At 47.7% G+C, this 22,398-nt stretch carries 18 protein-coding genes; 11 read left to right on the forward strand and 7 right to left on the reverse strand.

Annotated elements, in window-relative coordinates; genetic code table 11:
- Nucleotides 1–6 precede the first annotated feature (6 nt).
- Nucleotides 7–513, forward strand: a complete 507-nt coding sequence (locus tag NDI44_RS21360) for a pentapeptide repeat-containing protein (RefSeq protein WP_190414652.1) — start codon at nucleotides 7–9, stop codon at nucleotides 511–513.
- A gap of 220 nt (nucleotides 514–733) precedes the next feature.
- Here NDI44_RS21360 and NDI44_RS21365 read toward each other — a convergent pair whose 3' ends face one another.
- From NDI44_RS21365 to NDI44_RS21380, 4 genes are all read right to left on the reverse strand, one after another.
- On the reverse strand, nucleotides 734–2,134 hold the full coding sequence (locus tag NDI44_RS21365) for an amidohydrolase family protein (protein WP_190414653.1): 1,401 nt from the start codon (nucleotides 2,132–2,134) through the stop codon (nucleotides 734–736).
- A 128-nt stretch (nucleotides 2,135–2,262) separates the two neighbouring features.
- Entirely contained in the window at nucleotides 2,263–2,586 is a 324-nt protein-coding gene (locus NDI44_RS21370) for an Mpo1-like protein (protein WP_190414654.1), read from the reverse strand.
- Nucleotides 2,587–2,902: 316 nt separating this feature from the next.
- Nucleotides 2,903–3,403 carry a sterol desaturase family protein gene (locus NDI44_RS21375; protein ID WP_190414655.1) on the reverse strand — a complete coding sequence of 167 codons (501 nt, stop codon included), beginning with the start codon at nucleotides 3,401–3,403 and terminating at the stop codon, nucleotides 2,903–2,905.
- A gap of 78 nt (nucleotides 3,404–3,481) precedes the next feature.
- Nucleotides 3,482–4,456 carry a cupin-like domain-containing protein gene (locus NDI44_RS21380; RefSeq protein ID WP_190414656.1) on the reverse strand — a complete coding sequence of 325 codons (975 nt, stop codon included), beginning with the start codon at nucleotides 4,454–4,456 and terminating at the stop codon, nucleotides 3,482–3,484.
- A 356-nt stretch (nucleotides 4,457–4,812) separates the two neighbouring features.
- Here NDI44_RS21380 and NDI44_RS21385 point away from each other — a divergent pair, with 356 nt between their 5' ends.
- Nucleotides 4,813–6,498: a GH3 auxin-responsive promoter family protein gene (locus NDI44_RS21385; RefSeq protein WP_190414657.1), complete on the forward strand. Its 1,686-nt coding sequence runs from the start codon at nucleotides 4,813–4,815 to the stop codon at nucleotides 6,496–6,498.
- Here the strand turns inward: NDI44_RS21385 and NDI44_RS21390 are convergent.
- Nucleotides 6,473–7,654: an MFS transporter gene (locus NDI44_RS21390; protein ID WP_190414658.1), complete on the reverse strand. Its 1,182-nt coding sequence runs from the start codon at nucleotides 7,652–7,654 to the stop codon at nucleotides 6,473–6,475. The genes NDI44_RS21385 and NDI44_RS21390 overlap by 26 nt on opposite strands.
- Nucleotides 7,655–7,842: 188 nt before the next feature.
- Here NDI44_RS21390 and NDI44_RS21395 point away from each other — a divergent pair, with 188 nt between their 5' ends.
- From NDI44_RS21395 to NDI44_RS21415, 5 genes are all read left to right on the forward strand, one after another.
- Nucleotides 7,843–8,943, forward strand: coding sequence for an aromatic ring-hydroxylating dioxygenase subunit alpha (locus NDI44_RS21395; protein WP_190414692.1), 1,101 nt, complete (start codon nucleotides 7,843–7,845; stop codon nucleotides 8,941–8,943).
- A gap of 255 nt (nucleotides 8,944–9,198) precedes the next feature.
- Entirely contained in the window at nucleotides 9,199–10,479 is a 1,281-nt protein-coding gene (locus tag NDI44_RS21400) for an aminotransferase class I/II-fold pyridoxal phosphate-dependent enzyme (RefSeq protein WP_190414659.1), read from the forward strand.
- A 69-nt stretch (nucleotides 10,480–10,548) separates the two neighbouring features.
- The gene (locus NDI44_RS21405; RefSeq protein WP_190414660.1) at nucleotides 10,549–12,126 is read left to right on the forward strand and encodes a B12-binding domain-containing radical SAM protein; all 1,578 of its coding nucleotides are present in this window, start codon (nucleotides 10,549–10,551) and stop codon (nucleotides 12,124–12,126) included.
- 82 nt (nucleotides 12,127–12,208) lie between these two features.
- A complete protein-coding gene (locus tag NDI44_RS21410) occupies nucleotides 12,209–13,360 on the forward strand; it encodes a hypothetical protein (RefSeq protein WP_190414661.1) in 1,152 nt (383 codons plus the stop codon).
- Nucleotides 13,357–14,328, forward strand: a complete 972-nt coding sequence (locus NDI44_RS21415) for an NAD-dependent epimerase/dehydratase family protein (protein WP_190414662.1) — start codon at nucleotides 13,357–13,359, stop codon at nucleotides 14,326–14,328. Before NDI44_RS21410 ends, NDI44_RS21415 begins: the two co-directional genes overlap by 4 nt.
- Before the next feature lie 17 nt (nucleotides 14,329–14,345).
- On the opposite strand, the gene NDI44_RS21420 is transcribed toward NDI44_RS21415, so the two are convergent.
- On the reverse strand, nucleotides 14,346–15,020 hold the full coding sequence (locus NDI44_RS21420) for an ABC transporter ATP-binding protein (RefSeq protein WP_190414693.1): 675 nt from the start codon (nucleotides 15,018–15,020) through the stop codon (nucleotides 14,346–14,348).
- 147 nt (nucleotides 15,021–15,167) lie between these two features.
- Here NDI44_RS21420 and NDI44_RS21425 point away from each other — a divergent pair, with 147 nt between their 5' ends.
- A complete protein-coding gene (locus NDI44_RS21425; RefSeq protein ID WP_190414663.1) occupies nucleotides 15,168–16,409 on the forward strand; it encodes an FtsX-like permease family protein in 1,242 nt (413 codons plus the stop codon).
- Between the two features lie 68 nt (nucleotides 16,410–16,477).
- Here the strand turns inward: NDI44_RS21425 and dnaG are convergent, their stop codons facing one another.
- Nucleotides 16,478–18,487, reverse strand: a complete 2,010-nt coding sequence (gene dnaG / locus NDI44_RS21430) for a DNA primase (protein ID WP_190414664.1) — start codon at nucleotides 18,485–18,487, stop codon at nucleotides 16,478–16,480.
- A 227-nt stretch (nucleotides 18,488–18,714) separates the two neighbouring features.
- Here dnaG and NDI44_RS21435 point away from each other — a divergent pair, with 227 nt between their 5' ends.
- From NDI44_RS21435 to NDI44_RS21445, 3 genes are all read left to right on the forward strand, one after another.
- Nucleotides 18,715–19,821, forward strand: coding sequence for an adenylate/guanylate cyclase domain-containing protein (locus tag NDI44_RS21435; RefSeq protein WP_190414665.1), 1,107 nt, complete (start codon nucleotides 18,715–18,717; stop codon nucleotides 19,819–19,821).
- Nucleotides 19,822–20,408: 587 nt separating this feature from the next.
- Nucleotides 20,409–21,215 (forward strand): HpsJ family protein, encoded by an 807-nt coding sequence (locus NDI44_RS21440; RefSeq protein ID WP_206755324.1) that lies wholly within the window; start codon nucleotides 20,409–20,411, stop codon nucleotides 21,213–21,215.
- A gap of 272 nt (nucleotides 21,216–21,487) precedes the next feature.
- On the forward strand, nucleotides 21,488–22,387 hold the full coding sequence (locus NDI44_RS21445) for a glycosyltransferase family 2 protein (protein WP_190414666.1): 900 nt from the start codon (nucleotides 21,488–21,490) through the stop codon (nucleotides 22,385–22,387).
- Nucleotides 22,388–22,398: the final 11 nt, after the last annotated feature.

The following is a 22,398-nucleotide window of genomic DNA, read 5'->3' on the forward strand; positions in this document are numbered from 1 at the left end:
ACCAGCATGAAGTGTAGGCTAGATAATCGGATTTCGACAATTTTACTCGGTTTATTGCTTGTGGCGATCGCCATTGCCTCTTTTGGCGCGATCGCATCTCCCGCCTGGGCGAACGACTACAACAAAGAATTTTTGATTGGTGTAGATTTCTCCGGCAAAGAGCTGACCGACTCCAGCTTTACTAAAGCCAATCTCCGCAGTAGTAACCTGAGTCATACGAATTTGCGGGGTGTCAGTTTTTTTGGGGCTAATCTGGAAAGCGTCAATTTAGAAGGAGCCGATCTCAGAAACGCAACTCTGGACACAGCCCGCTTGACCAAAGCGAACTTAAAGAACGCGGTTTTGGAAGGGGCGTTTGCCTTTAACACTAAGTTTGAAGGTGCGATTATTGATGGAGCTGATTTTACAGATGTGCTGCTTCGTCGGGATGTGCAACAACAGTTGTGTAAAATAGCGTCCGGTACCAATCCCACTACTGGGCGCGAAACCCGCGAAACTTTGTTTTGCCCCTAATCCTTTTTGAGCGCTCTGAGGAGGTTCTCGATGAGCGTGCAATACAAATCCTCTCCGGGACACGGCATTACCATGCCCCGGAGAGTGTTATCTATACAACTGAGAATTGCGATATTTCTCAATGAATTGAGAACGGCAATATAAGGATTCTGTCTTAACTGCCAGAAAAAACAGAATCCTTATCTGGTGAGGTTTCCAGATTTGCCTCTAACCAAAAGGGCTAATTAACCGTAGTGTTGATGGGTGCATCAGCGATTGTAGCCGCAGATTGGCGTAAGCGATCGCCATACAGAGCCAGTGCATTGCCGCTAAGCAATAGTTCTAAATGCTCCCGGTCATAATCGGCAACAGTTGCAGCATCCTTGACACAGTCATGGAGTACCCCATCCCAGTGCCCATAATCTCCAGAGAAGCAAGCCAGATGTTTGCCAATTTCTCCCATCGCAATGTGAAGATAAGCAGGGCCTGGATCGTCTGATTCAAAGGAAGTAAAGATTTGACCCCGCTCAAAGTATTCCAACGGATCTCGATGGCGGAGATCGTAATGCTCATAAAGACTTGCATCCTCAATCTGAGATGGGTCATGCTGAGCATTCCACAGGAGATCGAAGAGATTTTTTGCCTGACTAATCAGATTGATATTGTTGTGAGTGCCTCTTTCCTGAATCATCAGCTTGGTGAATTCCATCAGGGAAGGACGATAGGGATGCTTGGGGTCAAAGTCACGGATGCGTTTTTCCCAATGCTCGTGGAAAGCATGGGCAAGATCCGGCACCCAACCACAACCGCCTTCTAAAAAGCCAACCCGCAGGGAGGGGAATTGCTCAAACGCCCCATCAAAAACCATTCTGGCTAAAGCCAATTGTTGCTGGTTCCGCTGCACAAAAATGTGCGTCAAGACAAAGGTTTCCACATGATCGGAAATCCCCCCCACCATGTAAGATCCCGGCCCTCCGTGAATGCCCAGACCAATATCCAAATCGGCGGCTGCTTGCAAGATCGGGCGGAAGTCAGGATGGCTAATCGCTTTACAGGTACGGATATCGGGGAAAGCTTGGGGCGCTTTCGGATGGGGAATCGGGAGGTTTGGGGCAACGGCGACGCTAATCATGCCCAGTTCGTTGACGCAACGGTGCATTTCCGCAACCGCAGCATCTACATCCTGTAGAGGCAATACACCAATCGGTTTGAGCCGGTTATCGTAACCCCGACAGTCGTCGGCAATGTAGTTGTTGTAGGCACGGCACAGCGCGATCGCAAAGTCCTTATCCAATAAGCTGGAAAAAACTAAGTTGAGCGTGCCGTAAATTACCTGGATATCAATGCCTTCTTTATCCATGTGTTCAATCCGCACGCGATTGAACATTGCCCCCAAGGTTGTATCTGGATGCAGGTTGCGAAAGCCACCTTTCCCCAGTCCCTGAGGCTGCGGGAACATCCGCATAAAGTCGTTTTTACCCGTTGCCGGATTAAAGTCTACGATTCTCGCCCGTTGGTCGCCCAGACTATCAATCGCTAAACCGATGCGATCGCGATACTCTGGCTCTAGATAATCCCGCATTACTAAAGGATTTTCTATTTTATGGGCATCTGCATCAATTACCAGTAGACCTTGATACATGAACACTCCTTAATAATTTGCTCAATCGTTACCTGCAAATAAATTCCAGGTTTTCAGGGCGTCGGATAGAAGCCTGCCCCGATGAAGACACAATGTTTTTAATTGAATACTCGCCTTGCGGCTGAAATTTAATTCAACGCTTTCTGCTTGCGATGCAAGTATGTCCAAACTTGGCGCAGTCCAAACCAGTTCTCAAAAGACCACATGAGGGAAACCAGGATGGTAATGCCGGGGTACTTGACAAAAGCCGGGTGATTCTTCTCGAAGACAGCATGACCGCCCAAAGCGAATACTTGGGTGAGGACTAAACACACGAGCGTTAACCGCCAATCATAAAACAGAAAGACCACAGCGGCGATCGCTAGCACATTAGTCAAGTGGTGCAGAAACTGGTTGATGGGATGCTGATGACTCGCAACAAAGTGGGCTTTAGCCTCCTGGAAGTAGCTCAAAGTAATTCTCCTGCGGTTGAAACCCGAATTTGTCAAACTCAAAGCGTTGTAGGAACGATATCACTAAGTCTCTTGCGAAAGGGAGAGAAATTAGAATTTTTTTAGGTTGCTTTAACCCAGTTTGGAAATTTTACCCTTGGGATGGCAGCGAGGAGAATGTCATTAAGTCAGCCCTAAACTAAAGTTTGGGCTTAAAGCTAAAACCCGTTCAAACGGGTTCAATCGCTTACCCCAGTAAGCTTTAGCTTACTTTAGCTTTAAGCGGGAAATAAATTTCCCGGCTTCTTGCGTCAGTCCCATTCCCTCTAGGACACGCCTACCGCCACCGGAGTTGCAAATAACCCCGTGATTGACTCAGTTCCTCTTCGCCCAGCCATTCTACAGGCTTGTAAGTGCCAAAAACCCGATCCCACCAATCCACCCCCAAACCAAAATTGTGATGCCACATTCCATATTTGTGATGCACGTAGTGAACTGGCATCTTCATCCAGAAGCACTTGGTTGGGTTTTCGTGCTGTAGCTGATGGGCATAGGCTGAAAATGCAGCATAGAATAAGCCACCAAGGAACCAACCGATTCCAGCCTCCCACGAGTAGAAAAACATCAAACACATTACTAGCAAACTGCCTCTAACATAGTCTCGAAACTCCCACAACACCCCCTGTCCTTCGTTACGACGGTGATGATCTCGATGACGTTCGCCAATCCGAGGCGAGACGTGCATCAAGCGATGTAGCCAATATTCCACCAGACTTGCCAAGACAAACGCCACACAAAAAAAAGCCATTCCTACAGAAAGTTTTGCTAATAAGGTCATAAACTCCCATTCCTCACACTTTTTCTGTATATCAACACACCTGAAGCCTTGTTTATTCGATTTGATTAGCTAGGACGGTTATATCCTATGGGAAATCTTACTAATTTTTTGTTTTCTATTGCTGCTGCCGAGAGCGATCGCGAAATTCAAAAAAGTATAGGGTAAGGCAAATATAATTCCACAAGCTGCACGCCATCGACTCCAAGAGAACACGGCTCGTGATGTAGGATATATCCTCCAGAAACGATTGACTGCACACACCATTTCATCGCCCAATCCGATGACTTCATGCCACCAACCGGCAGGAATATAAAGTGTTTCACCTTGCTCAAGGATTACTTCGCATTTATGCTGGAGTGCCTGCTTGAATTTTGGCATTGTTTTAAAGTCAGGGTTTTCCAGATCCACCTGACTAAACCAAGAACGCAATTTCAATCCGTGGCGCAAATGAATATACACCGGAAATGGATAGAGATTGTATGTCTCTGAGGGTGGAAAAAACACTATTTTTTTAGCACCATGCAGTTGCATCAGCGTGCCGTCCACTGAGTCATAATGTAAGCCTGAGCGATGACCTCCCGGAGCTACATAAATGTTCAGTTCGCTCGCAGGTTTCGTTAAACCTAGCCGAGAGCCAATGATTTTTAAAGACTGGGTATTAGCAAGCGGGGTATTTTTGAGGGGACATTTTCCTAGGTTAATGTCATTTTCATGAGCCTTATGGTTACGCAACATCTCTGCATATTCTGTGAATGGCATACTTTGCAGATTTACGCCACTGCCGATGCTTTTCCATTTGCGCTTTTCCTGCTTTTCCCTTTCCCGCCCTGGATTTCGGAAGATTAACTCTTGGCTGCCAAACTTTTCACATAAATAGTCTAAATTCCAGTCACCTTCACTTTCCAATAAGCCCGTAATGATAATAGGAGTTCCGGTTTTTTGATATTTTTCAAAAAATATTTCTGGTGTTACCGATGAAATATCCACTCGTTCGATTGGCTTGACCTGCTTTTCCAAGCCTAATTTTATGACATTTTCCGATTTGGTTTCCATACCTATCTCCTCACCTATTTTGAGTCAATAATAATTGGATATATAATCATAATTCATTTATGAAAGCTTAGATATCTCTTTTCTCTCTTCCTTATCGCTCTTGGCGTCTAAGCGCTATCGCTAACGCGAGGCTAACGCCAACGCGCAGGCTTCGCCAACGCGGTTCATAAAATTTACAACTCCTATAGAACTGCTATAACTGTCCCCAAAAAGCTTCGTTTTCATCGCTCATTAGTCATTAATAAAGACATTATGAATAATAACTACTAGCGAAGTTTAGCATTTAGTTTGAAGAAAAAGAAAAAATCTGCTTTAATCGACATCTAGTTATTCTTGCTAATGGATCTAATGCACTAATGGCAAATCTATTGCTACCAGTTTTGACAACGATTGCTGAACGTGCCAGGGCGAATTTTGTGAAAAAAACTCGCCGGACTTCTGCTGTACAGGAGCAGTTATTAAAGGAGCTATTGCAGGCTCATAAAGATACCGAATTAGGTCGCAAATATGGGCTGAGAGATATCAAAACAATCGAGCAATTTCAACAACGGATTCCGATTCTGCCTTACAGCAGCTACGAACCCTATACTGAACGCATTGCCCAAGGTGAAAAAAATATTTTAACGCCAGATCCGGTCGTTTATCTCAATACGACCAGTGGCTCGACAGGAAATCAGAAATTAATCCCCGTGACTCAGAGATTTCAGAACTCGTTGGGATGGGCGAATCTGACTTGCATCGGCTTTTTAAGTGAGGCGCTGCGTTCGCAAGAGCGAAAATTTGGCAAACTGTTAGTCACCAACACCGCCCAAATCACGGGACGCACCAGTGGCGGGATTGAGTATGGGCCGGGAGGTACAGGCGTCCTCCGCATGGGCAAGTTTCTCTACGAACAACTCTTTGCTCATCCTTACGAAACCCTACAAGCTGCGGATAGTCTAACACGCCACTATCTTTGCTTTTTATTTGCCCTGCGCGATCGCTCGATGCGCGGAATCGGAGCCAATTTTCCCATGCTCATCCTGCGAATCTGCAACTATTTAGAGCGCTACGCGGAAGATTTAATCCGAGACATCGAAACCGGAACCATTGCCAGTTGGTTAACACTCGAACCAGAACTTCGAGCCAAATTGGAACGGCAATGGTCAGCAAATCCAAGTCGCGCCGCTCAATTGCGGGAAATCTTAAAATCAGAGGGACGGCTTACCCCGAAACTAGCATGGCCTGAGCTATCTTTTACCGCCACCGCGCGGGGAGGAACCTCAGATTTTTACTTTGAGCGATTTCCCAGCTACTTTGACGACATCCCTAGCTTTGGGGCTGTTTTCGCCTCCGCTGAAGGCACCTTTAGTATTTACCACGACCTCAACAACGATGGCAGCATCTTAGCCATTGAAGCAGGCTTTTTTGAATTTATCCCGCAAGACCAGTGGGAAGTAGAGCATCCCAAAACCTTACTTGCCACGGAAGTGAAGGCGGGAGAACTTTACCGGATTCTGATGACCAACTATAGCGGCTTCTACCGTTACGATATTGGTGATGTTGTCGAAGTTCTAGGCTTTTACGAGCAGGCTCCTCTGATTGTATTCCGTCACCGTCGAGGCGGGATCTTGTCTTCCACGACGGAGAAAACGACTGAATTTCATGCCACTCAAGTGATGCAAAGCCTGCAACAAGAATTTGGCTTGCCATTAGAGGATTTTTGTATCACTTTGTCCGAAAATGAGTTCCCCGCCCATTATCTCGTGAATATTGAACTCGTTAATGGTCATATTTTGAGCGATCGCCTTGCTTTTTTAGCCAGCTTTGACCGTAAACTCAAAGAAACTAACGTTTACTATCAATCCAAACGCAAGGATCAGGTGCCTCCTCCCCGACTGCGAATTCTGGCTCCTGGCAGCTTTGCCAAAGTTCGCCAACGTCAAGTAGAAAGGGGAATTCCGGATTCTCAACTAAAATTTCCCCATATTAGCGAAGATCGGAATTTTCTAGCTGGACTGGAAGTGGAGCAAGAGGTTAGACTTCCAGAGGATCGCGATTAAATTTGTCTTTGCTACCAAAGAAAAGCAGCAATCCTGCCACCATCGAGACACTCGCTGCCCCATAAAAGACCCCTGGCAAGCCGCCATAATTGATCGCTGGCCCTAGGAGAATCGGGGAGAGGAACTGTCCGAGGAAACCGGCACCCGTTCCGATTGCCAGCACGCTAGACCGGAGTTGTGAGGGGGCGAGATCGGCTAAAGCGCTATAGAGGTTGGGTAGTACAATCCCAAATCCCACCCCGAAGAGTACCGCTGTTATCAAAATCCAGAGGAGTTGGGACAGCAGTGGGATGGTTGCCAAGGTTAATGCCATCAGGGCAAATCCGGTTGCGGTGGCTCGATTTAAACCGAGTCGCTTGGCGAGTCCCTTCGCAGCAAAAGCGGAGACAGCCGCTGCCCCAACTGCCCGCGATGCCAGGACAATCCCATTGAGAGATGCTCCTGCCCCTATCGTTGCCTTGAGGTAAAGGGGTGCGTAAATAACGACGGCATACATTGCCACTGAGGCTAAGCAAAGGGTCAGTAACAACTGCAAGGCGTGGGGCTGTCCGATGATTTTACCCAGCTTTTGGTTGGAATCGGTGGCGCGTTCTTTAACCCGAAGCTTCGGTGGCTTTTCTTTCAAAATTAAAGCAACCAAAAACGCTAGCGGCAACCCTAGCCCATACAGATAAAAAGCATATTGCCAGTGAGTGGCACCAACCCAGCCCCCTAAAAGCGGAAAAGCAATACCAGTCAGAGTTAGGGTACTGGTTGCGTAACCTAAAGCTTGCGATCGCGCTTCGCCTTCATACAGATTCCCCAGCAAGCCCAGACTCGCCGCGGCAATCCCCCCACTCGCGATACCCAGCAACCCCCGCATCACTAACAGCGGCGTCAGCGTTTGCATGAAAGCTCCTGCCGTGCCTAACACTGCGTAGAGAATTAGGGAAGGAATTAGCACCCGTAACCGACCAACTCGATCTGCCAAAATCCCTAGCAGTGGGCTGAATAGGGCAATCGTCAGGCAATGAAGGCTCACCAAATTACCGGCAAATGCAGGATCGAGGTGAAGTTGTTGTACCATTTCTGGCAAAATTGGCGCAATGACTCCCCCCGTCATGGTAGTCAGGGAGCCTGCTGCCAGCAGCACTAACAGTCTGCGATCGCCCAACATAAGCCAGAAACCTGCAATTTTTGGTCATCATAACCTAGATAGGTGGAAATCAACTTATTTTGGGCTGTTCTGGGTGATGGGTGATTCATCATTTGAAAAATCCCAAAAGACAAAACAAATTGATATTGACTTATCGGCGACTAGGAAGCTAAATATTGTCACAGAAACAGGCAACAGAGGCACAATTCATGGAACTGGCTACAACGCTAACCAGCCAGACCGTTCAGAATGCTGTTCGAGAGGTGGGCATCAATGGGAATCACTGGTATCCGGTGGGGTGGGCAGACCAACTGAAGCCCGGTGATATCATGCCTGTCGTCATTTGGCAGCAAGCGATCGCAATTTTTCGCGATACTCAAGGGAATCTCCATGCCTTAGAGGATGCTTGCCCTCACAAAGGCATCGCACTGCACAAGGGCACCGTCCAAGGGTGTAACTTGGCGTGTGCTTATCATGGCTGGGAATTTGACGGTGAAGGTCATTGTGTCAGCATTCCCTATCTTCCCGACACCCAAAAACTTCCCCGCGCCCAAGCCCGCAGTTATCCAGTGCAAGAAAAATATAATCTTATCTGGATCTTCCCTGGCGATCGCGCTCTCGCCACCACCTGTCAGCCGCCGGATATCCCTGAATTTGACGAGCCAGATTGGTTAATGGTGCCAGTGAGTGCCCACTTCCAGGCACATTTTTCCATCTGCAATGAGAACACGATGGATGTTTTTCATGGTTTCCTGCACCAAAAATTGCAGGGTTGGTTCGATCCGGTGCTAACAAGTCTGCGAGAGACGGACGCCGCAGTCTGCGCCGAATACAATGTTTCCTACAAAGGTCGCATGGCTCAGTTTCTCGGATTGAGCGATCGCGCTGACGAAGTAACCACCTTACCGATCTCGATTCAGTATCGATACCCTCATTTTTATACCGTTCTCCAAGGAGTTTCCGCCCTATACTTGATGCGATTGCCCGTTGGCTTAACTGAGAGCCGCTCTTTTGCCTTTTTCTTTTTCAAAGTCCGCCTGCCAAAATGGGTACTCAACCCGCTCAAGCCTTTGTTGCAAATCCTGCTCCCGCGCTTTGTGTTGTTGAAATTTCTCGCTCAAGACATCGAGATGATCGAAAGCGAGCAGCGAACCTATTTAGCCAATCCCCAGCGACGTTATGTAGAAATAAATCCAGCGATTATTGCTATCCAGCGGCTAATTGTCCGGCAACATGAGAAATTTGTGCAAAAATCTAGTCAATCGCAAAATCATCAGGGGAATTCAGAAAAGTCTATTTCTCTCTCGTGAGGCGATTGCAAGAGAGCCATCTGAACTAACCCAAGAAAATTCACTCGGATGAAGGCAATCTTAGCAGCGGCGTATCCTCTAGCCCTTTCTCAGTCCTGCGGTCAAGTGAGCTGGAGCAATATATTCATAAACACTATGAGGTCTTATTCCTTTGGGCGTTTCGTCAGACCTGGATAGCAGAAACCGAGTCTGGCAAATATTACTGTTGAGCCAGAGGCGATCGCCGATCTGGTAAAAGCTGAGAGGAGTCAACTTGTGCAAATTGTAAAAGAATATGTCCAGCATTGGTACGAGAGTGGACTTGACCCCGATGAATATATCTGTCATCAGAAGCAGGGGAATACAGTCGAGATTGAAGACGCGGCGACGGGTGAGCGTCAAACCGTTCTCAGCTTCTGCACCAATGATGTTTTAGGGTTAGTTCACGAAGAAGCCGTTAAGCAAGGTGCCATTGATGCCATCCTGAAATACGGAACGTCAAACAGCTCCTGCTCCGTCTTGAGCGGTCGAATCGATCTGCATCGACAGCTAGAGGACGAGATTTCAGCCTTTAAGCATCTGCCCCATACCCAGCTATTTCTGAATGCTTGGATGGCGATGCAAGCCTTAATGGATGCCTTCTGCCACTTGGCAATTCCCGTGCCGGGATTTCAGAACACTCGCGAAACTTTAATTCTCACCGATGTCCTCAATCATGGCTGCATTGTCTCAGCCGTGGTCAATGCCGGGACTCGTTCCGGAAAAGTGTTTGGCAATAGCCCCCGCACCCGTGTAAAAGCTTACCGCCATTGTAATGTGGAGGATTTAGCGCGGAAACTCCATCGATATGCCCGACCTGGCGATCGCATTCTGGTTGTATCCGATGCCGTATTCTCAATGGATGGGGATATCGCGCCGCTGCTCGACATGATCGGTGTGCTGCAAAAATACGAGGGCAGCGTGCTGGTAATGGATGAAGCTCATGCCAGCGGTGCCATTGGAGCCACGGGCAGAGGGATCTACGAGCATTTTGGCATTTTGCCCAGTTATGCGATTGAGCGGGGCGTCGTGCCGCTGATTATGACGACTTTTTCTAAGTTTGCCGCCTCAGCCGGAGCCGCCATTAGCAGCCACGTCGCAGAGTTAAAACCCCTGCTGAATGTTTCTCCTACCTCAATTGGAACCATTTCTTTACCGCCACCAACCACGGCGGCTGCCTTAGAAAGCATCCGTATCGTTCGTCAACAGCCAGAACGAGTCCAAAAGCTACAGGAAAATACCCGATACTTGCGATCGCGCTTAGCTGAAAATGATTTTGCCGCAATTGGCGAGACCAACGTTGTCCCAGTCATTTTACCGTCGGAGATTAATCCCAAGGTCTTTGGCAGACAACTTTTGCAAGAGCGCGGTCTTTGGGTCTCTCCGATTTGGTTTATTGCCAAACCCCGCCTCCGCATTACCGTCAACGCTCTCCACACTCACGAGGAAATGGATCGTTTGGTGGCAGGAATGGTAGCCGTTCGGGACTTGTTGTATAAACCAACGATTAGCGCATAGCAATACCAGGCTTAAGCTGAGATTGCCGTATGACTAGCCGTTTGCTTAACCCCTTTTTTGGAGTGCGTGATGCGTGTACTGCTCCTCTATCCACAATTTCCCAAATCGTTCTGGTCTTTTGACAAAGCGCTAGAACTAATCGGACGGAAGGTATCGCTTCCTCCGCTGGGAATGATTACAGTCGCAGCGATTCTGCCCCAAACTTGGGAGTTCCGCTTAATAGACCGCAATGTTCGATGTGAGACTGAAGCAGACTGGGCTTGGGCAGACCTCGTCATCATCTCCGGGATGATTGTCCAGAAACCCGATATGCTACACCTGATCCGCGAAGCGAAGCAGCGCGGCAAATTGGTAGCGGTCGGTGGTCCCTACGTTACCTCAGTTCCAAATGCGGCACAGGAAGCCGGAGTAGACTTTCTGGTTTTAGACGAAGGCGAGATTACCCTGCCGCTCTTAGTCGAGGCTTTAGAACGGGGTGAAACCGAGGGGGTATTCCGTTCCAATGGCGAAAAGCCGGATGTCACGAACACACCCATTCCCAGATTCGACCTGCTGGATCTAACTGCCTACAACGATATGTCGGTGCAGTTTTCGCGGGGTTGCCCGTTCCAGTGCGAGTTCTGCGACATCATTGTTCTCTATGGGCGCAAGCCACGCACGAAAACCCCCGCGCAACTGCTCGCTGAGTTACAAGCTCTGTATGATTTAGGCTGGCGGCGCTCTATTTTTGTGGTTGATGACAACTTCATCGGCAACAAGCGCAACGTCAAGCTCTTGCTGCGCGAACTCGGTCCCTGGATGGCAACTCGCGGCTACCCCTTCCGCCTTTCGACGGAAGCCTCGGTAGACTTAGCACAGGATGAGGAATTGCTGGATTTGATGGTCGCTGCCAACTTCAGTGCAGTGTTTTTGGGCATCGAAACACCGGACACAGAGAGCCTGGCGATGACTCAGAAATTCCAAAATACGCGCAATTCCCTGATGGAATCGGTTCAGAAAATCAATCGGGTGGGTTTGCGCGTAATGGCTGGTTTCATCATTGGCTTTGATGGTGAAAAGGCTGGGGCAGGTCGGCGGATCATTGATTTTGTGGAAGCGACAGCAATTCCTCAAGCACTGTTCAGTATGCTTCAGGCTTTGCCGAATACGGCACTGTGGCATCGACTTCAAAAAGAGGGTCGTTTGCTGGAGGGGAGTGAAGAGGCGAATATCCATCAGACAACGCTGACCAATTTTATCCCCAGTCGTCCTTTAGAAGAATTGGCTCGTGAATATGTCAGTTGCTTCTGGGAACTGTATGAACCATCTCGCTATCTAGCGCGAGTCTATCGGCACTTTATACAGATGAAGCCGACTCCTCACAAGAAGAAGTTCCGAATGCCGGGATTCAGTGATATCAAGGCATTATTTATTATTTGTTGGCGACAGGGACTGAAGCGCAATACCCGCTTCCAGTTCTGGCGTCAGATGTTCTCCATCATTCAACACAATCCGGGTGTATTTGAGTCTTATTTGATTAATTGCGCCCATATTGAGCATTTCATCGAGTACCGTCAAATTGTGCGCGACGAAATCGAAGCTCAGCTTACCGAATATCTAGCGAACAAGGGAACAGAAACTCCTCAAGAAAAGGTTCTGGCAATTTGAGCCATTCAATGGATTGACTTTACCAATGAATTTGGAGAGTTAAACAAAAGTTGTTTTATGAGACACTTTTACAACTATAGAAATGGTGGAAAATCAAACAACAAAGGTTCAAATTCGAGCGGTAACAACTCCGGAAGAAACCAAAATGTTTTTGGATGTTCCGGAGCGGGTTTATGCGAACGATCCTCACTGGGTAGCGCAAATTCGCAGCAGTATTGCCAAGCAGTTCACTCCTAGTAATCCGTTCCTTCAATATGGGAAACTACAACAGTTTATTGCTATCTCTGAGGGAGCAAACAGTTCTCAGGCAGTAGGACGCATTGTTGCCGCAGTCAATCATCGGTTGATTGAACGAGAAGGACAAAATGTTGGTTTATTCGGTTTTTTTGAGTGTGTCCAAGATTTTGCGATCGCGCAATCCTTATTTGAGACTGCCTGCAACTGGTTGCGGGAGCAAGGCATGACAGTTGTTCGGGGTCCCATCGACCTCTCAACTCACAATAATTGCTTATTTTTAGTAGACGGATTTGACTCGCCACCAATGGTGATGATGCCCTATAATCCGTCCTACTATCCAGAATTTATAGAGAAAGATGGCTGGCATAAAGCTAAGGATGCTTACGCCTATAATTTTTCTTTAGATAAACCCTTATCAGCAGAATTTGAGAAAGCTTATCGGATTGCTTGTAAATCAGGTGTTACCTTTCGTCCGTTAAGAACGAAAGGAGAAGGATTTGAGCAAGATTGTATCAGCCTTTATCATCTTTTTAACCGCGCTTTCGCTAATAACTGGAGTTCAACCCCGCGCAGCCTGGAAGAATTTTTAGAAGAAGCGAAAGAACTACAGACTTTAGTAGATCCGGATGTCTTTCCAATTGCCGAATATAACGGGGAAATGATTGGGTTTTGGATGGGATTACCCGACTATAATATTCCTCTAAAACACGTCAATGGAAAGTTAAATTGGCTAGGAATTCTTAAGTTTCTTTGGTATCGCCGTCAAATTGATCGAGGGCGAGTAATTGCCATTTGTTCTCTGCCGGAATATCGCCGAAAAATGGTACCCCTCGCCTTGATTTATTTGGGAATGCAAGGGGGAATTCAAAAAGGTAAACCCTATAAGCAAGCGGAACTTTCCTGGGTCTATGAAGATAATTTTCCCTCCCGCAAGCTGATTGAAGCAGCGGGGGGCAAGATTTATAAAACTTACCGCATTTACGAAAAAGCATTATGAAGGCGCTAGTTACTGGAGCCAGCGGATTTACAGGTTCTCACTTAGTGCGGGCTTTAGAGCAGCAGGGCGACTTGGTAGTGGGGCTAGTCCGAAAGTCAAGCAATCTAGCGCGTCTTTCTAATTGCACCGTGCAGTTGGTTTACGGAGATATCACCGACCGGGATGCTATGCGTTCGGCAATGGCTGGGGTAGATATAGTTTTTCACACGGCTGCCTATGTAGAACTGGGCATCGTTGATGAGGCAGAAATGGAGCGGGTAAATGTGGAAGGAACCCGCTGCGTGTTAGAAACGGCTCAAGCCGCTGGTGTCTCCAAAGTCGTCTATTGCAGCACGATTGGGGTGTTCGGCGATACGGGGGGCAAACGTGTAAATGAAACTTTTAAACGGACACAAACTAGCTTTTCCTCTGCCTACGATCGCACTAAATACCAAGCACAAGAATGGGTGGATCGATTTGCGGCGCAAGGACTTCCGGTTGTGAGTCTTCTGCCGTCTGGGATTTTTGGGGCGGACGATCCCCATTTTGGCCCTGTAATGCAGCAATTTCTCAAAGGACGGCTAAAGCTGTGGGCTGGAGGCGATCGCATTACCGGCATTGTCCATGTGGATGACTTAGCTGCGGCGATGATTCTAGCAGCAGCAAAAAGCAAACCTGGAGAACACTACATTATTTCTGCCGGTGAGCTGACTACCCGCGAAATGTTTGAGATTTTCAGCCAGGAAACCCGTATTCCAGCCCCCTCCGAAGCTCCTAAGCTCGTCGTGAGATTTTTGGGAAGCTTACTCGATCCAGTCGGACGCCTGCTCAAATGGCAGCCACCCCTCAGTCGGGAGCGCGTTCACTACATTTACGACCGCTGCGTCCGGGTGGATGCCACCAAAGCCTTTCAGGAACTTAGTTGGCATCCTCGCTCAGCATCAGAAACCTTACGTGAGATTGTCCAAACCATGCAAGCCGCATCGTGAATGTTGCACGATTTGCACTATTCTCTCTTGAGAACTCCATCCTCCAGATAAGCGACTCGGTCGGCGACATCGACAATCCGAGGATCGTGCGTCACCATCAGCACCGTACAGCCGCCTTCCTTCGCTAACTGACGCAGTAACTCAATTACGGTATGCCCACTATGGGAGTCTAAGGCAGCGGTTGGCTCATCTGCCATAATCAATTGCGGATTGCCTGCTAAAGCACGAGCGATCGCTACCCGCTGTTTTTGTCCTCCAGACAAATCACCCGGCTTCTGGTTTGCTTTATCCCCTAATCCCACCTGTTCCAACAAAACTTTTGCTTGCTGTCGGGCGACCCTATCCCAAATGCCTTTAACATTCAGCACGATTTCAATATTTTCAGATGCTGTCAGTGCCCCGAACAGGTTGAAACCCTGAAAAATAAAGCCGATATTGTGTAGTCGGAACCGTGCTAGCTTTGCCCTAGACATTCCTGTAATCTCATCTCCGAGTAAGTACACCTTTCCAGCAGAGGGTGTTAGCAGCCCAGCTAAGATTGACAGCAGGGTGGTTTTCCCCGATCCAGACGGCCCCATCAAGAGTTGGATATCGCCCCTACAGATTTCTAAGTCAATCCCTTTAAGAACTTGATAAGACTGTCGCCCTGAAGGGAATGCCATCTCTACCCCTTTGGCAACAATCGCTCCCATTTGACGATTATTAAATTCTCTTGCGGTAGAATCATCCTGGATTCGGCTCTTTTTAAACACAGTAGAGTTAATTTGAGAAGCACTTATCCGTTTAAGTTTTTAGCCTAACTTTTGGTCAAACTTGCAAGTAATCGTAAATCTTTTCTTATGGTTTCACTAGCTCGGAAGCACTTGCTCGAAGACATTCCTCGTTTACTTGTGGCTCAGGCAGGGATTATGTTTGCCGTTAGCCTGGTAACAATTCAAACGGGAATTTTCAATGGCTTTAGTCGCTCCGCTGCTAAATTAATTGACAATTCCCAAGCCGATATTTGGGTGGCATCCAAAAGTATGGTGTACCTGGACTTGACGTTGCCAATCCCCCAGGCGCACGTCGTTCTGGCTCAAGAGGTGGCAGGCGTAGAGCGAGCCGAAGCACTGATTGCTAGGGGTTCCGTATGGCGTCATCCCTCAGGTGAGATTGCTCCAGTGAGAGTCATCGGATTTAACCCAAACGGACAATTGTTTGTACCAACAAATATCACACAAGGAAGTGTGAGTGCCCTAAAAGAACCTTACACCGTAATGGTGGATGTAACTAACTTGGACTCCCTAAAGGTACGAAAGATCGGTGATGTCGCTGAAGTAGGTACTTTACCAGCTCGGTTAGTTGGCTTCACCCAAAGAAATCGCTCAATTGCATCAAATGCTTATATGTTTACCTCATTGGAGAGTGCCAATGCTTACTTAAGTTCCGGTCAGACTTCTAATTTGTCTTGCCGATTGCAATCGGGATCGAGGGGAATCCAATGTACGAACACTTATGAGAAGCTCGATCCCACTGCTACTTCTGTACCCAAACCGTTAGCCGCATCAGACCCCATCACTTATGTCTTGATTCAAGCCAAGCCGGGTCAGGATTTAGAGGTACTTAAACAAAGACTAGAAGCCACCTTACCCGATACCCGTGCGTACACTCACGCCGAAATGATTGAAATGACTCAGACTTACTGGCAAAAGCGAACTGGAATTGGGTTCCTTCTGGGTCTTGGTGCAGCGGTGGGGATAATTGTCGGGGCGATCGTTGTCGGTCAGATCCTCTACTCGTCAGTATCCGATCACATCAAGGAATTTGGTACTCTCAAAGCGATGGGCGCATCCGATTGGGTTATCTACTGTGCAATCATCGAGCAGGCGCTGTGGATGGCAATTCTAGGCTATATTCCCAGCATGGTTCTTTGCTTAGGAGTGGTAGCCTGGACATTTTCCAGTCAAGGAATCATCATTTTAATCACTCCGGCAACTGCGATCGCTGCCTTGGGAATCACGGTTGTCATGTGCGTCGGTTCTGCCATCTTTGCCATTCAAAAAGTCACTCGCGTCGATCCCGCGATCGTCTTCAAGGCGTAATTCCTAGAACCGTTAACCTGACAATACCAGCTACGCCGTCTGTTGCCGTCCTTGCTTCGCAAGCTTAATTAACGATAAAAATACGAAAATTGCAGTTGCCCATCTAACTCTTTGATCCGCTGTTTTGCTTTATAAAATTCCTGGCAATAATATTCCCGCTTTTCAGGAGCAATTGAAGTATCGGGGTTTTTCCATAAATCCAAAAAGCGGCGGGCGATGTTTTCACACATCACTCGTTCCATACAAGCAGCAGCTGATTTAATCAATTCAGGAGAGAGAATATCTTGCTGTGTATTTTCGTCGAGATGAAACAGCGGAGAAACTTGAGCCAAATCGTCAGGAAACTCAATTAACAAGTTTTGTAGGCAAGATATCAGTTCTGACGCTTCTACTGTAGACGCCTCAGAATTTCTTTGTATATCTAAAATTTTTAGCCATAAAAATCGGTAGTGGGGAAGACTAAAGAACAAATCTCGTTCTTCTAGCACATCAATAACCGCCTGCCGATATTCGGGGCAATGGAGATAAAAGCGCAGAAGTAAAGCTTCGGCTCGTTCTAAAAGACTGCGTTCCGAAGAACCCGGTACAACTGGCTGTTGGCGTTTATTGTTGCTACCAGTACGGCGCGGCTGGAAACGTTTATTTTGATGGGGCTTAGTTTGCTTGAGAAGATTGTTAATTAGCAGCGGCACTTGTAGAGAACTATCTTGATTGAGGAGTTCTTCCCAGTGACGAACAACTTTATTGAGAAGATTATCTGATAGCAATCCTACCCGCCGGGAATCCCCCTGACTCAGGATTTCCGCACAGTGATTGATGTAATAAGTAATTTGATCGTCGTTGGTGAGGTTGTTGAGTAACTTCACCAATTCTCCCGTAACTTGCTGAAATTGATCTGCTTGTTTGAGGTTTTTGCCAATTAAGATTTGCTGAATCTGCCAATCAAGCCACAGCGGGGCGTTGAGCAGCAGCTCGCGATAGGTTTGAGTGCCGCCTTTGCGGATAAATTCGTCAGCATCTTTCCCATCTGGAAGGTTGAGAATGCGGAGATTAACTTGTCCTTGGTAAGCGAGATTGGCAATTTCTCCAATCGCTCGTTGAGTTGCTTTTGTCCCCGCGGCGTCGGCGTCGAAGTTAAAGATAATCTGCTTGGATTCGGTGTATCGCAGCAGCAGCCGCACTTGTTCTAAGCTGAGGGCGGTGCCAAGAGAAGCGACGACGTTAGAAATGCCTGCTGCATGGAGAGCGATCGCATCAAAATATCCCTCTACGACGACGGCTTGATCCTGCTTGCCAATCGCGTCACGAGCTTTATCCAACGCAAATAAAGTTTTGCCTTTATGAAATAACTCAGTTTCGGGGGAGTTGAGATACTTGGGTTGCTCATCCCCCAAGGTTCTACCGCCAAAGGCAATGACGCGCCCTTGACTGTCGTGGATCGGAATCATCAAGCGATCGCGGAATCGATCTACATAACCGCTGCCCGTCTTCCGAGGAACAATCAACCCCGCTTGTTCTACCAACTGCACCGGGTGGTGTTTCTGTTCCACCAAGTAGCGATAGAGGGTTTCCCAACCCGCTGGTGCATAGCCTAGATGAAATTGTTGGATGGTTTCTTCCGAGAGTTGCCGCTTCGCGCGTAAATACTCTAAAGCCACCTCTCCTTGAGCTTGCCGGAGGGCGTGCTGATAAAAGCTTGCAGTCACTGCCAAAATCTCATGCAGCTGCTCTCGCAGCGTAATTTGGCGCTGCAATTCCTGTCGCTGTTCTGGTTCCAGCATCTGCACCGGAACTTGGTAGCGCCGCGCCAAATCCAGCACGACTTCGCCCAGAGAACACTTAGAATGTTCCTTCAGGAAGGTAATTACATTTCCCCCAGCTTGACAGCCAAAGCAGTAATACATCTGCTTGCTGGAACTGACACTAAAACTAGGGCTTTTTTCCTCATGAAAAGGGCACAAACCCACAAAATCTTTGCCCTGCTTCCGCAATAGGACGTATTCCGAGATGACATCTACAATGTCAGCCCGTTGCTTTACTTCCTCAATCGTGTCTGGATGCAGTCGGGGAATTTGCACAGCTTAGTTTTTTGTATTGAGAGAACCAATTGTGATTGGTGTTTTTTTCTAAACAAAGACAAAGGGGTCTTCCTAGTAATGTTCTAAGCTGGTACTAAGATAACTCTTGGCACCCATTCATCTTGCTAAAACTGAATCGCTAATCATCATTGTATTGGGATTACACTCAGGGTTGCACGCTACCAAAATTCTCAATCAACCTAGCGATATAGAGGATAAACCGGGCAGTGCTTAACTTTTTTCCTAGACGCCAAAGCGCGATCGCCAAAGCTGTCGCTACATTGGAAGCTTATGGGGTTAAACCAGCAGTACGGCAGCATCTGACGGCATTTTTGCAGGAAAGCGACAGCCGAGAACTCTACCATGCTAACCCCCGCCGAATTGCCGAACGATTGCACTTAAGCGAACGGGAGGCGCTGCGAGTTTTAGTCACTGCTCTGAAAGAAGGCATCCTATCTCTCAACTGGGACATTCAATGTCCCATGTGTCGGGGCATCGACTTCAATCTGAAAAGTCTGTACGATCTGCGGACAAACCATACCTGCCCACAGTGTCACACTGTCCACGCCACTGATGCTGATGAGCAGGTGCGGATTACGTTTAGTATTGATGAACGATTGCGCCGCTTGGGAAGGGACGCGGACGATCCGAATTTCCGCGCTAAAGTCGATGCTCAATATGGGGTAGTTTCCGGACACCAGATGCTGACGCTGCAAACTTTCCGCGACTTTTTTCCCCGCGAGACGATTCCGCCTAATGAGAGTTTAACGATCCGGCGGGTAGCGATTTTATTTACGGATCTAGCTGGTTCGACGGCACTCTACGCAAGGCGAGGAGATTCGCGGGCTTATCATCTGGTGCGCCGACACTTCGAGCTGCTGTTTCAGGTAGTAGATGCCCACAATGGTGTGGTTGTCAAGACGATTGGGGATGCGGTGATGGCAGCATTCACTGCGCCTGCTGATGCGACGAGAAGCGCGATCGCCATGCACCAGCAGATGGAAGCTTTGAATCAACAGTTGCAACTAACAGCAGAAGATCGGCTCATCCTCAAAATTGGCATTGATGTCGGCCCTTGTATTAGTGTCACCCTAAACGAGCGGCTTGACTACTTCGGCACGACGGTGAATACAGCAGCACGGGTGCAGGCGACAAGCCAAGGAAACGACATTGCTTGTACCGAAACTGTACTCATGGACACTGACGCTGCCAGTGCTGTCAAGGATTGCCCCCGGCGGGGTAACGCAATGAATCTTAAAGGATTGGATGCACCGATTCTGGTTTATCGGATTGAGTTAATGAAGGCAATTTGCAGCAAAGCAAGTGATGTCTGAACTTTTCTCTCTCCGAACTCAAAGGAGTAGCGGGAGCAATTTTTACATTGACGATGTCAATGTATTTTTCTTATAAATTTTATTTTTCTGTTAACTCGCTTTCCGGAAATATTATTATTTTTTTTAGCCTTGCATTCTTCGATAGCCATCTTTAAAAAAAACGGCTAAGATTTATTAGAGCAAAAGCAAAACAACTGATTTTTAACAGTTCCTCACGCTCTGGACGCGAATTTTTTGGACGATGAACATAAAGATTGCGATGCTTACAAAGTTTTATACTTTTAGTTGCAAATTGTGATTATTTAACACTGATAGACCCAGTTGATGTAAGATGTGGAACTTGCTAAGAAAGTCTCTGGAAAATCAGCAGCTTTAAACTGAAGATAATCACGGCGTACCGACAACTGAGTAGAAGTCCTCTGGGTTAACTTCCCTGAAGCCAACGGGTGAATCTAAGAAAACTTCCCTTCCTTTACTGAGTCTTCTAAACCTTGATAAATGCGTAATTATCCGGTGGGCAGATAGGTCACTCAGTATGTTATTCAGTTAAGTTTGAAGTAAAAAATTCATAACTCACGACGAAAACCATGAAAGCAGCTAATAGCCGTCAACCTTCCTCCGTTGCCTCCAAAATCCTCAAGTTGGTCGGAGTGATCCTAATTGTGTCCTCACTGGTTGACTATGCGGTTTTTCTAATTCCGCCAAATAGACCTAGTGGCGTGGACGATCCACAGTGGCGGCTGAACTTCCTACAGTGGCAACAGGGCGTTACAGGGCAGCTAATTGACAGAGGGGTGATTCCAATGGTAGGTCTGGCGCTGCTGTTCGCTGGATATTGGATTGACAATAACTCTGGAGTAGCTCGAAAAGGGTGGGAAGATATAGTAAAAATCGGAGCGTTGATACTCTCTGTTATTTTAGGTTTGAGCTTCCTGCTGCCAGTTCCCTTACTGAACATCAATAGCCTGCGTCTGCTGAACCAGGAAGCGCTCGCCCGAATTAACCAAAGAGCCACTCAAGTTGAAACTCAAATCGCCAGCCAGTCAGCCCAAGTTACCGCCTTGCTTGAAGATAGTAAGAAGCTTGCGGAACTAGATCAGGCGCTCAAGAGCGGTCAAGTTCAAGGGGAGCAACAGGCGAGATTGCAAGCACTCAAAGATCAACTACAAAAGTTAAAGCAAGACCCAAAAGCTTTGAACGCACAAGTCGATGCAGCTAAAACCCAAGTTCGAGGCGGCAAACTAGAAGCCCAAAAACAAGCTCAAGGCGAGTTATTGAAGACGAGTATCCGGAATGGTCTGAGCAGTTTACTCTTAGCGATTGGCTACCTTAGCATTGCGGCACTGGGGTTGACAGGTTCGGGAGGAAGCCGTCGGAAAGCTCAGGCGCGGTAAGAAATCGCGAGTTGTGAGGGGTTAGGGGTTCAGTTGCCGAAAAAGCTGTAGGCTTTCCCCTCGGCGAAGTGGTGGCGAAGCTGCTGCCTGTTGAGTAGGCTAGGATGAAGGCTGCAATTTCTCATCCTTCATCCGGCGAAGAAAGCATCCACGAACAGACTTCTACTCTTTGAAGTCACAACGCCCCAAGGAACCCAACGCGATTGGGATTTCCCTTTCTGAAGTGCATCCTAAAGCAGGGATTGGTTATTTCCTCTCACGAACGGCATCGCATGTTTTCAATTTACATCCTGACCTATAACGAAGAAATTGATATTGCCGCTTGTATTGAGTCGGCAATGTTATCGGATGATGTGATTGTGGTGGATTCGTACAGTAGCGATCGCACCCTCGAAATCGCCAGTCGCTACGATGTGCGCATTGTGAAGCATCGGTTTGAAAGTCACGGACGACAAAGAACCTGGATGCTTCAAGAAGTCCCCGCCAAACACGAATGGATTTATATCCTCGAAGCTGATGAGCGGATGACAAAAGAGCTGTTTCAGGAATGCCTGGAAGCAATTAAAACGACTGAATATGTCGGCTACTATGCAGCAGAGCGCGTCATGTTCATGGGCAGTTGGATTCGCCGCAGCACCCAGTATCCCCGCTACCAGATGCGTCTGTTAAAACCGGGCAAAGTCTGGTTTAGCGACTACGGTCATACCGAACGGGAAGTTTGCGAAGGAGCTACCAGCTTCTTGAAAGAAACCTATCCCCACTACACCTGTAGTAAGGGATTGAGTCGCTGGATCGACAAGCACAACCGCTATTCTACAGACGAAGCCGTTGAAACCCTGCGTCAGTTAGACAAAGGAAGTGTCAACTGGCGAGAATTATTCTTGGGTCGTTCGGAAGTAGAAAAACGCCGCGCCCTCAAAGATTTGTCTTTAAGGCTGCCCTTCCGTCCGCTCGTGCGCTTCGTATATATGTATTTCTTTCTGGGTGGCTTTCTGGACGGGCGAGGAGGATTTGCCTGGTGTACTTTGCAGGCATTCTATGAATATCTCATCTTACTCAAGGTCTGGGAGCTTAAGCATCTTCCCCAGTCCCCGCTGGATGACCCAAGTCAGCCAATTCCTCCAGACGATACGAATGTGGATGCGACGACAGTCAGTTCCTCTCCTCGATAAAGGTAACGGAC

It is taken from the genome of Trichocoleus sp. DQ-A3 (assembly GCF_039961975.1).
GTDB lineage: Bacteria > Cyanobacteriota > Cyanobacteriia > Cyanobacteriales > FACHB-T130 > FACHB-T130.

What these genes read in the sequence shown, in the direction of transcription:
- NDI44_RS21360 (WP_190414652.1), top strand. Translation starts at nt 7, where the DNA reads ATGAAGTGTAGGCTAGATAATCGGATTTCGACAATTTTACTCGGTTTA.
- NDI44_RS21365 (WP_190414653.1), bottom strand. Translation starts at nt 2,134, where the DNA reads ATGTATCAAGGTCTACTGGTAATTGATGCAGATGCCCATAAAATAGAA.
- NDI44_RS21375 (WP_190414655.1), bottom strand. Translation starts at nt 3,403, where the DNA reads ATGACCTTATTAGCAAAACTTTCTGTAGGAATGGCTTTTTTTTGTGTG.
- NDI44_RS21380 (WP_190414656.1), bottom strand. Translation starts at nt 4,456, where the DNA reads ATGGAAACCAAATCGGAAAATGTCATAAAATTAGGCTTGGAAAAGCAG.
- NDI44_RS21385 (WP_190414657.1), top strand. Translation starts at nt 4,813, where the DNA reads ATGGCAAATCTATTGCTACCAGTTTTGACAACGATTGCTGAACGTGCC.
- NDI44_RS21390 (WP_190414658.1), bottom strand. Translation starts at nt 7,654, where the DNA reads ATGTTGGGCGATCGCAGACTGTTAGTGCTGCTGGCAGCAGGCTCCCTG.
- NDI44_RS21395 (WP_190414692.1), top strand. Translation starts at nt 7,843, where the DNA reads ATGGAACTGGCTACAACGCTAACCAGCCAGACCGTTCAGAATGCTGTT.
- NDI44_RS21405 (WP_190414660.1), top strand. Translation starts at nt 10,549, where the DNA reads ATGCGTGTACTGCTCCTCTATCCACAATTTCCCAAATCGTTCTGGTCT.
- NDI44_RS21410 (WP_190414661.1), top strand. Translation starts at nt 12,209, where the DNA reads ATGGTGGAAAATCAAACAACAAAGGTTCAAATTCGAGCGGTAACAACT.
- NDI44_RS21415 (WP_190414662.1), top strand. Translation starts at nt 13,357, where the DNA reads ATGAAGGCGCTAGTTACTGGAGCCAGCGGATTTACAGGTTCTCACTTA.
- NDI44_RS21420 (WP_190414693.1), bottom strand. Translation starts at nt 15,020, where the DNA reads ATGGGAGCGATTGTTGCCAAAGGGGTAGAGATGGCATTCCCTTCAGGG.
- NDI44_RS21425 (WP_190414663.1), top strand. Translation starts at nt 15,168, where the DNA reads ATGGTTTCACTAGCTCGGAAGCACTTGCTCGAAGACATTCCTCGTTTA.
- NDI44_RS21440 (WP_206755324.1), top strand. Translation starts at nt 20,409, where the DNA reads ATGAAAGCAGCTAATAGCCGTCAACCTTCCTCCGTTGCCTCCAAAATC.
- NDI44_RS21445 (WP_190414666.1), top strand. Translation starts at nt 21,488, where the DNA reads ATGTTTTCAATTTACATCCTGACCTATAACGAAGAAATTGATATTGCC.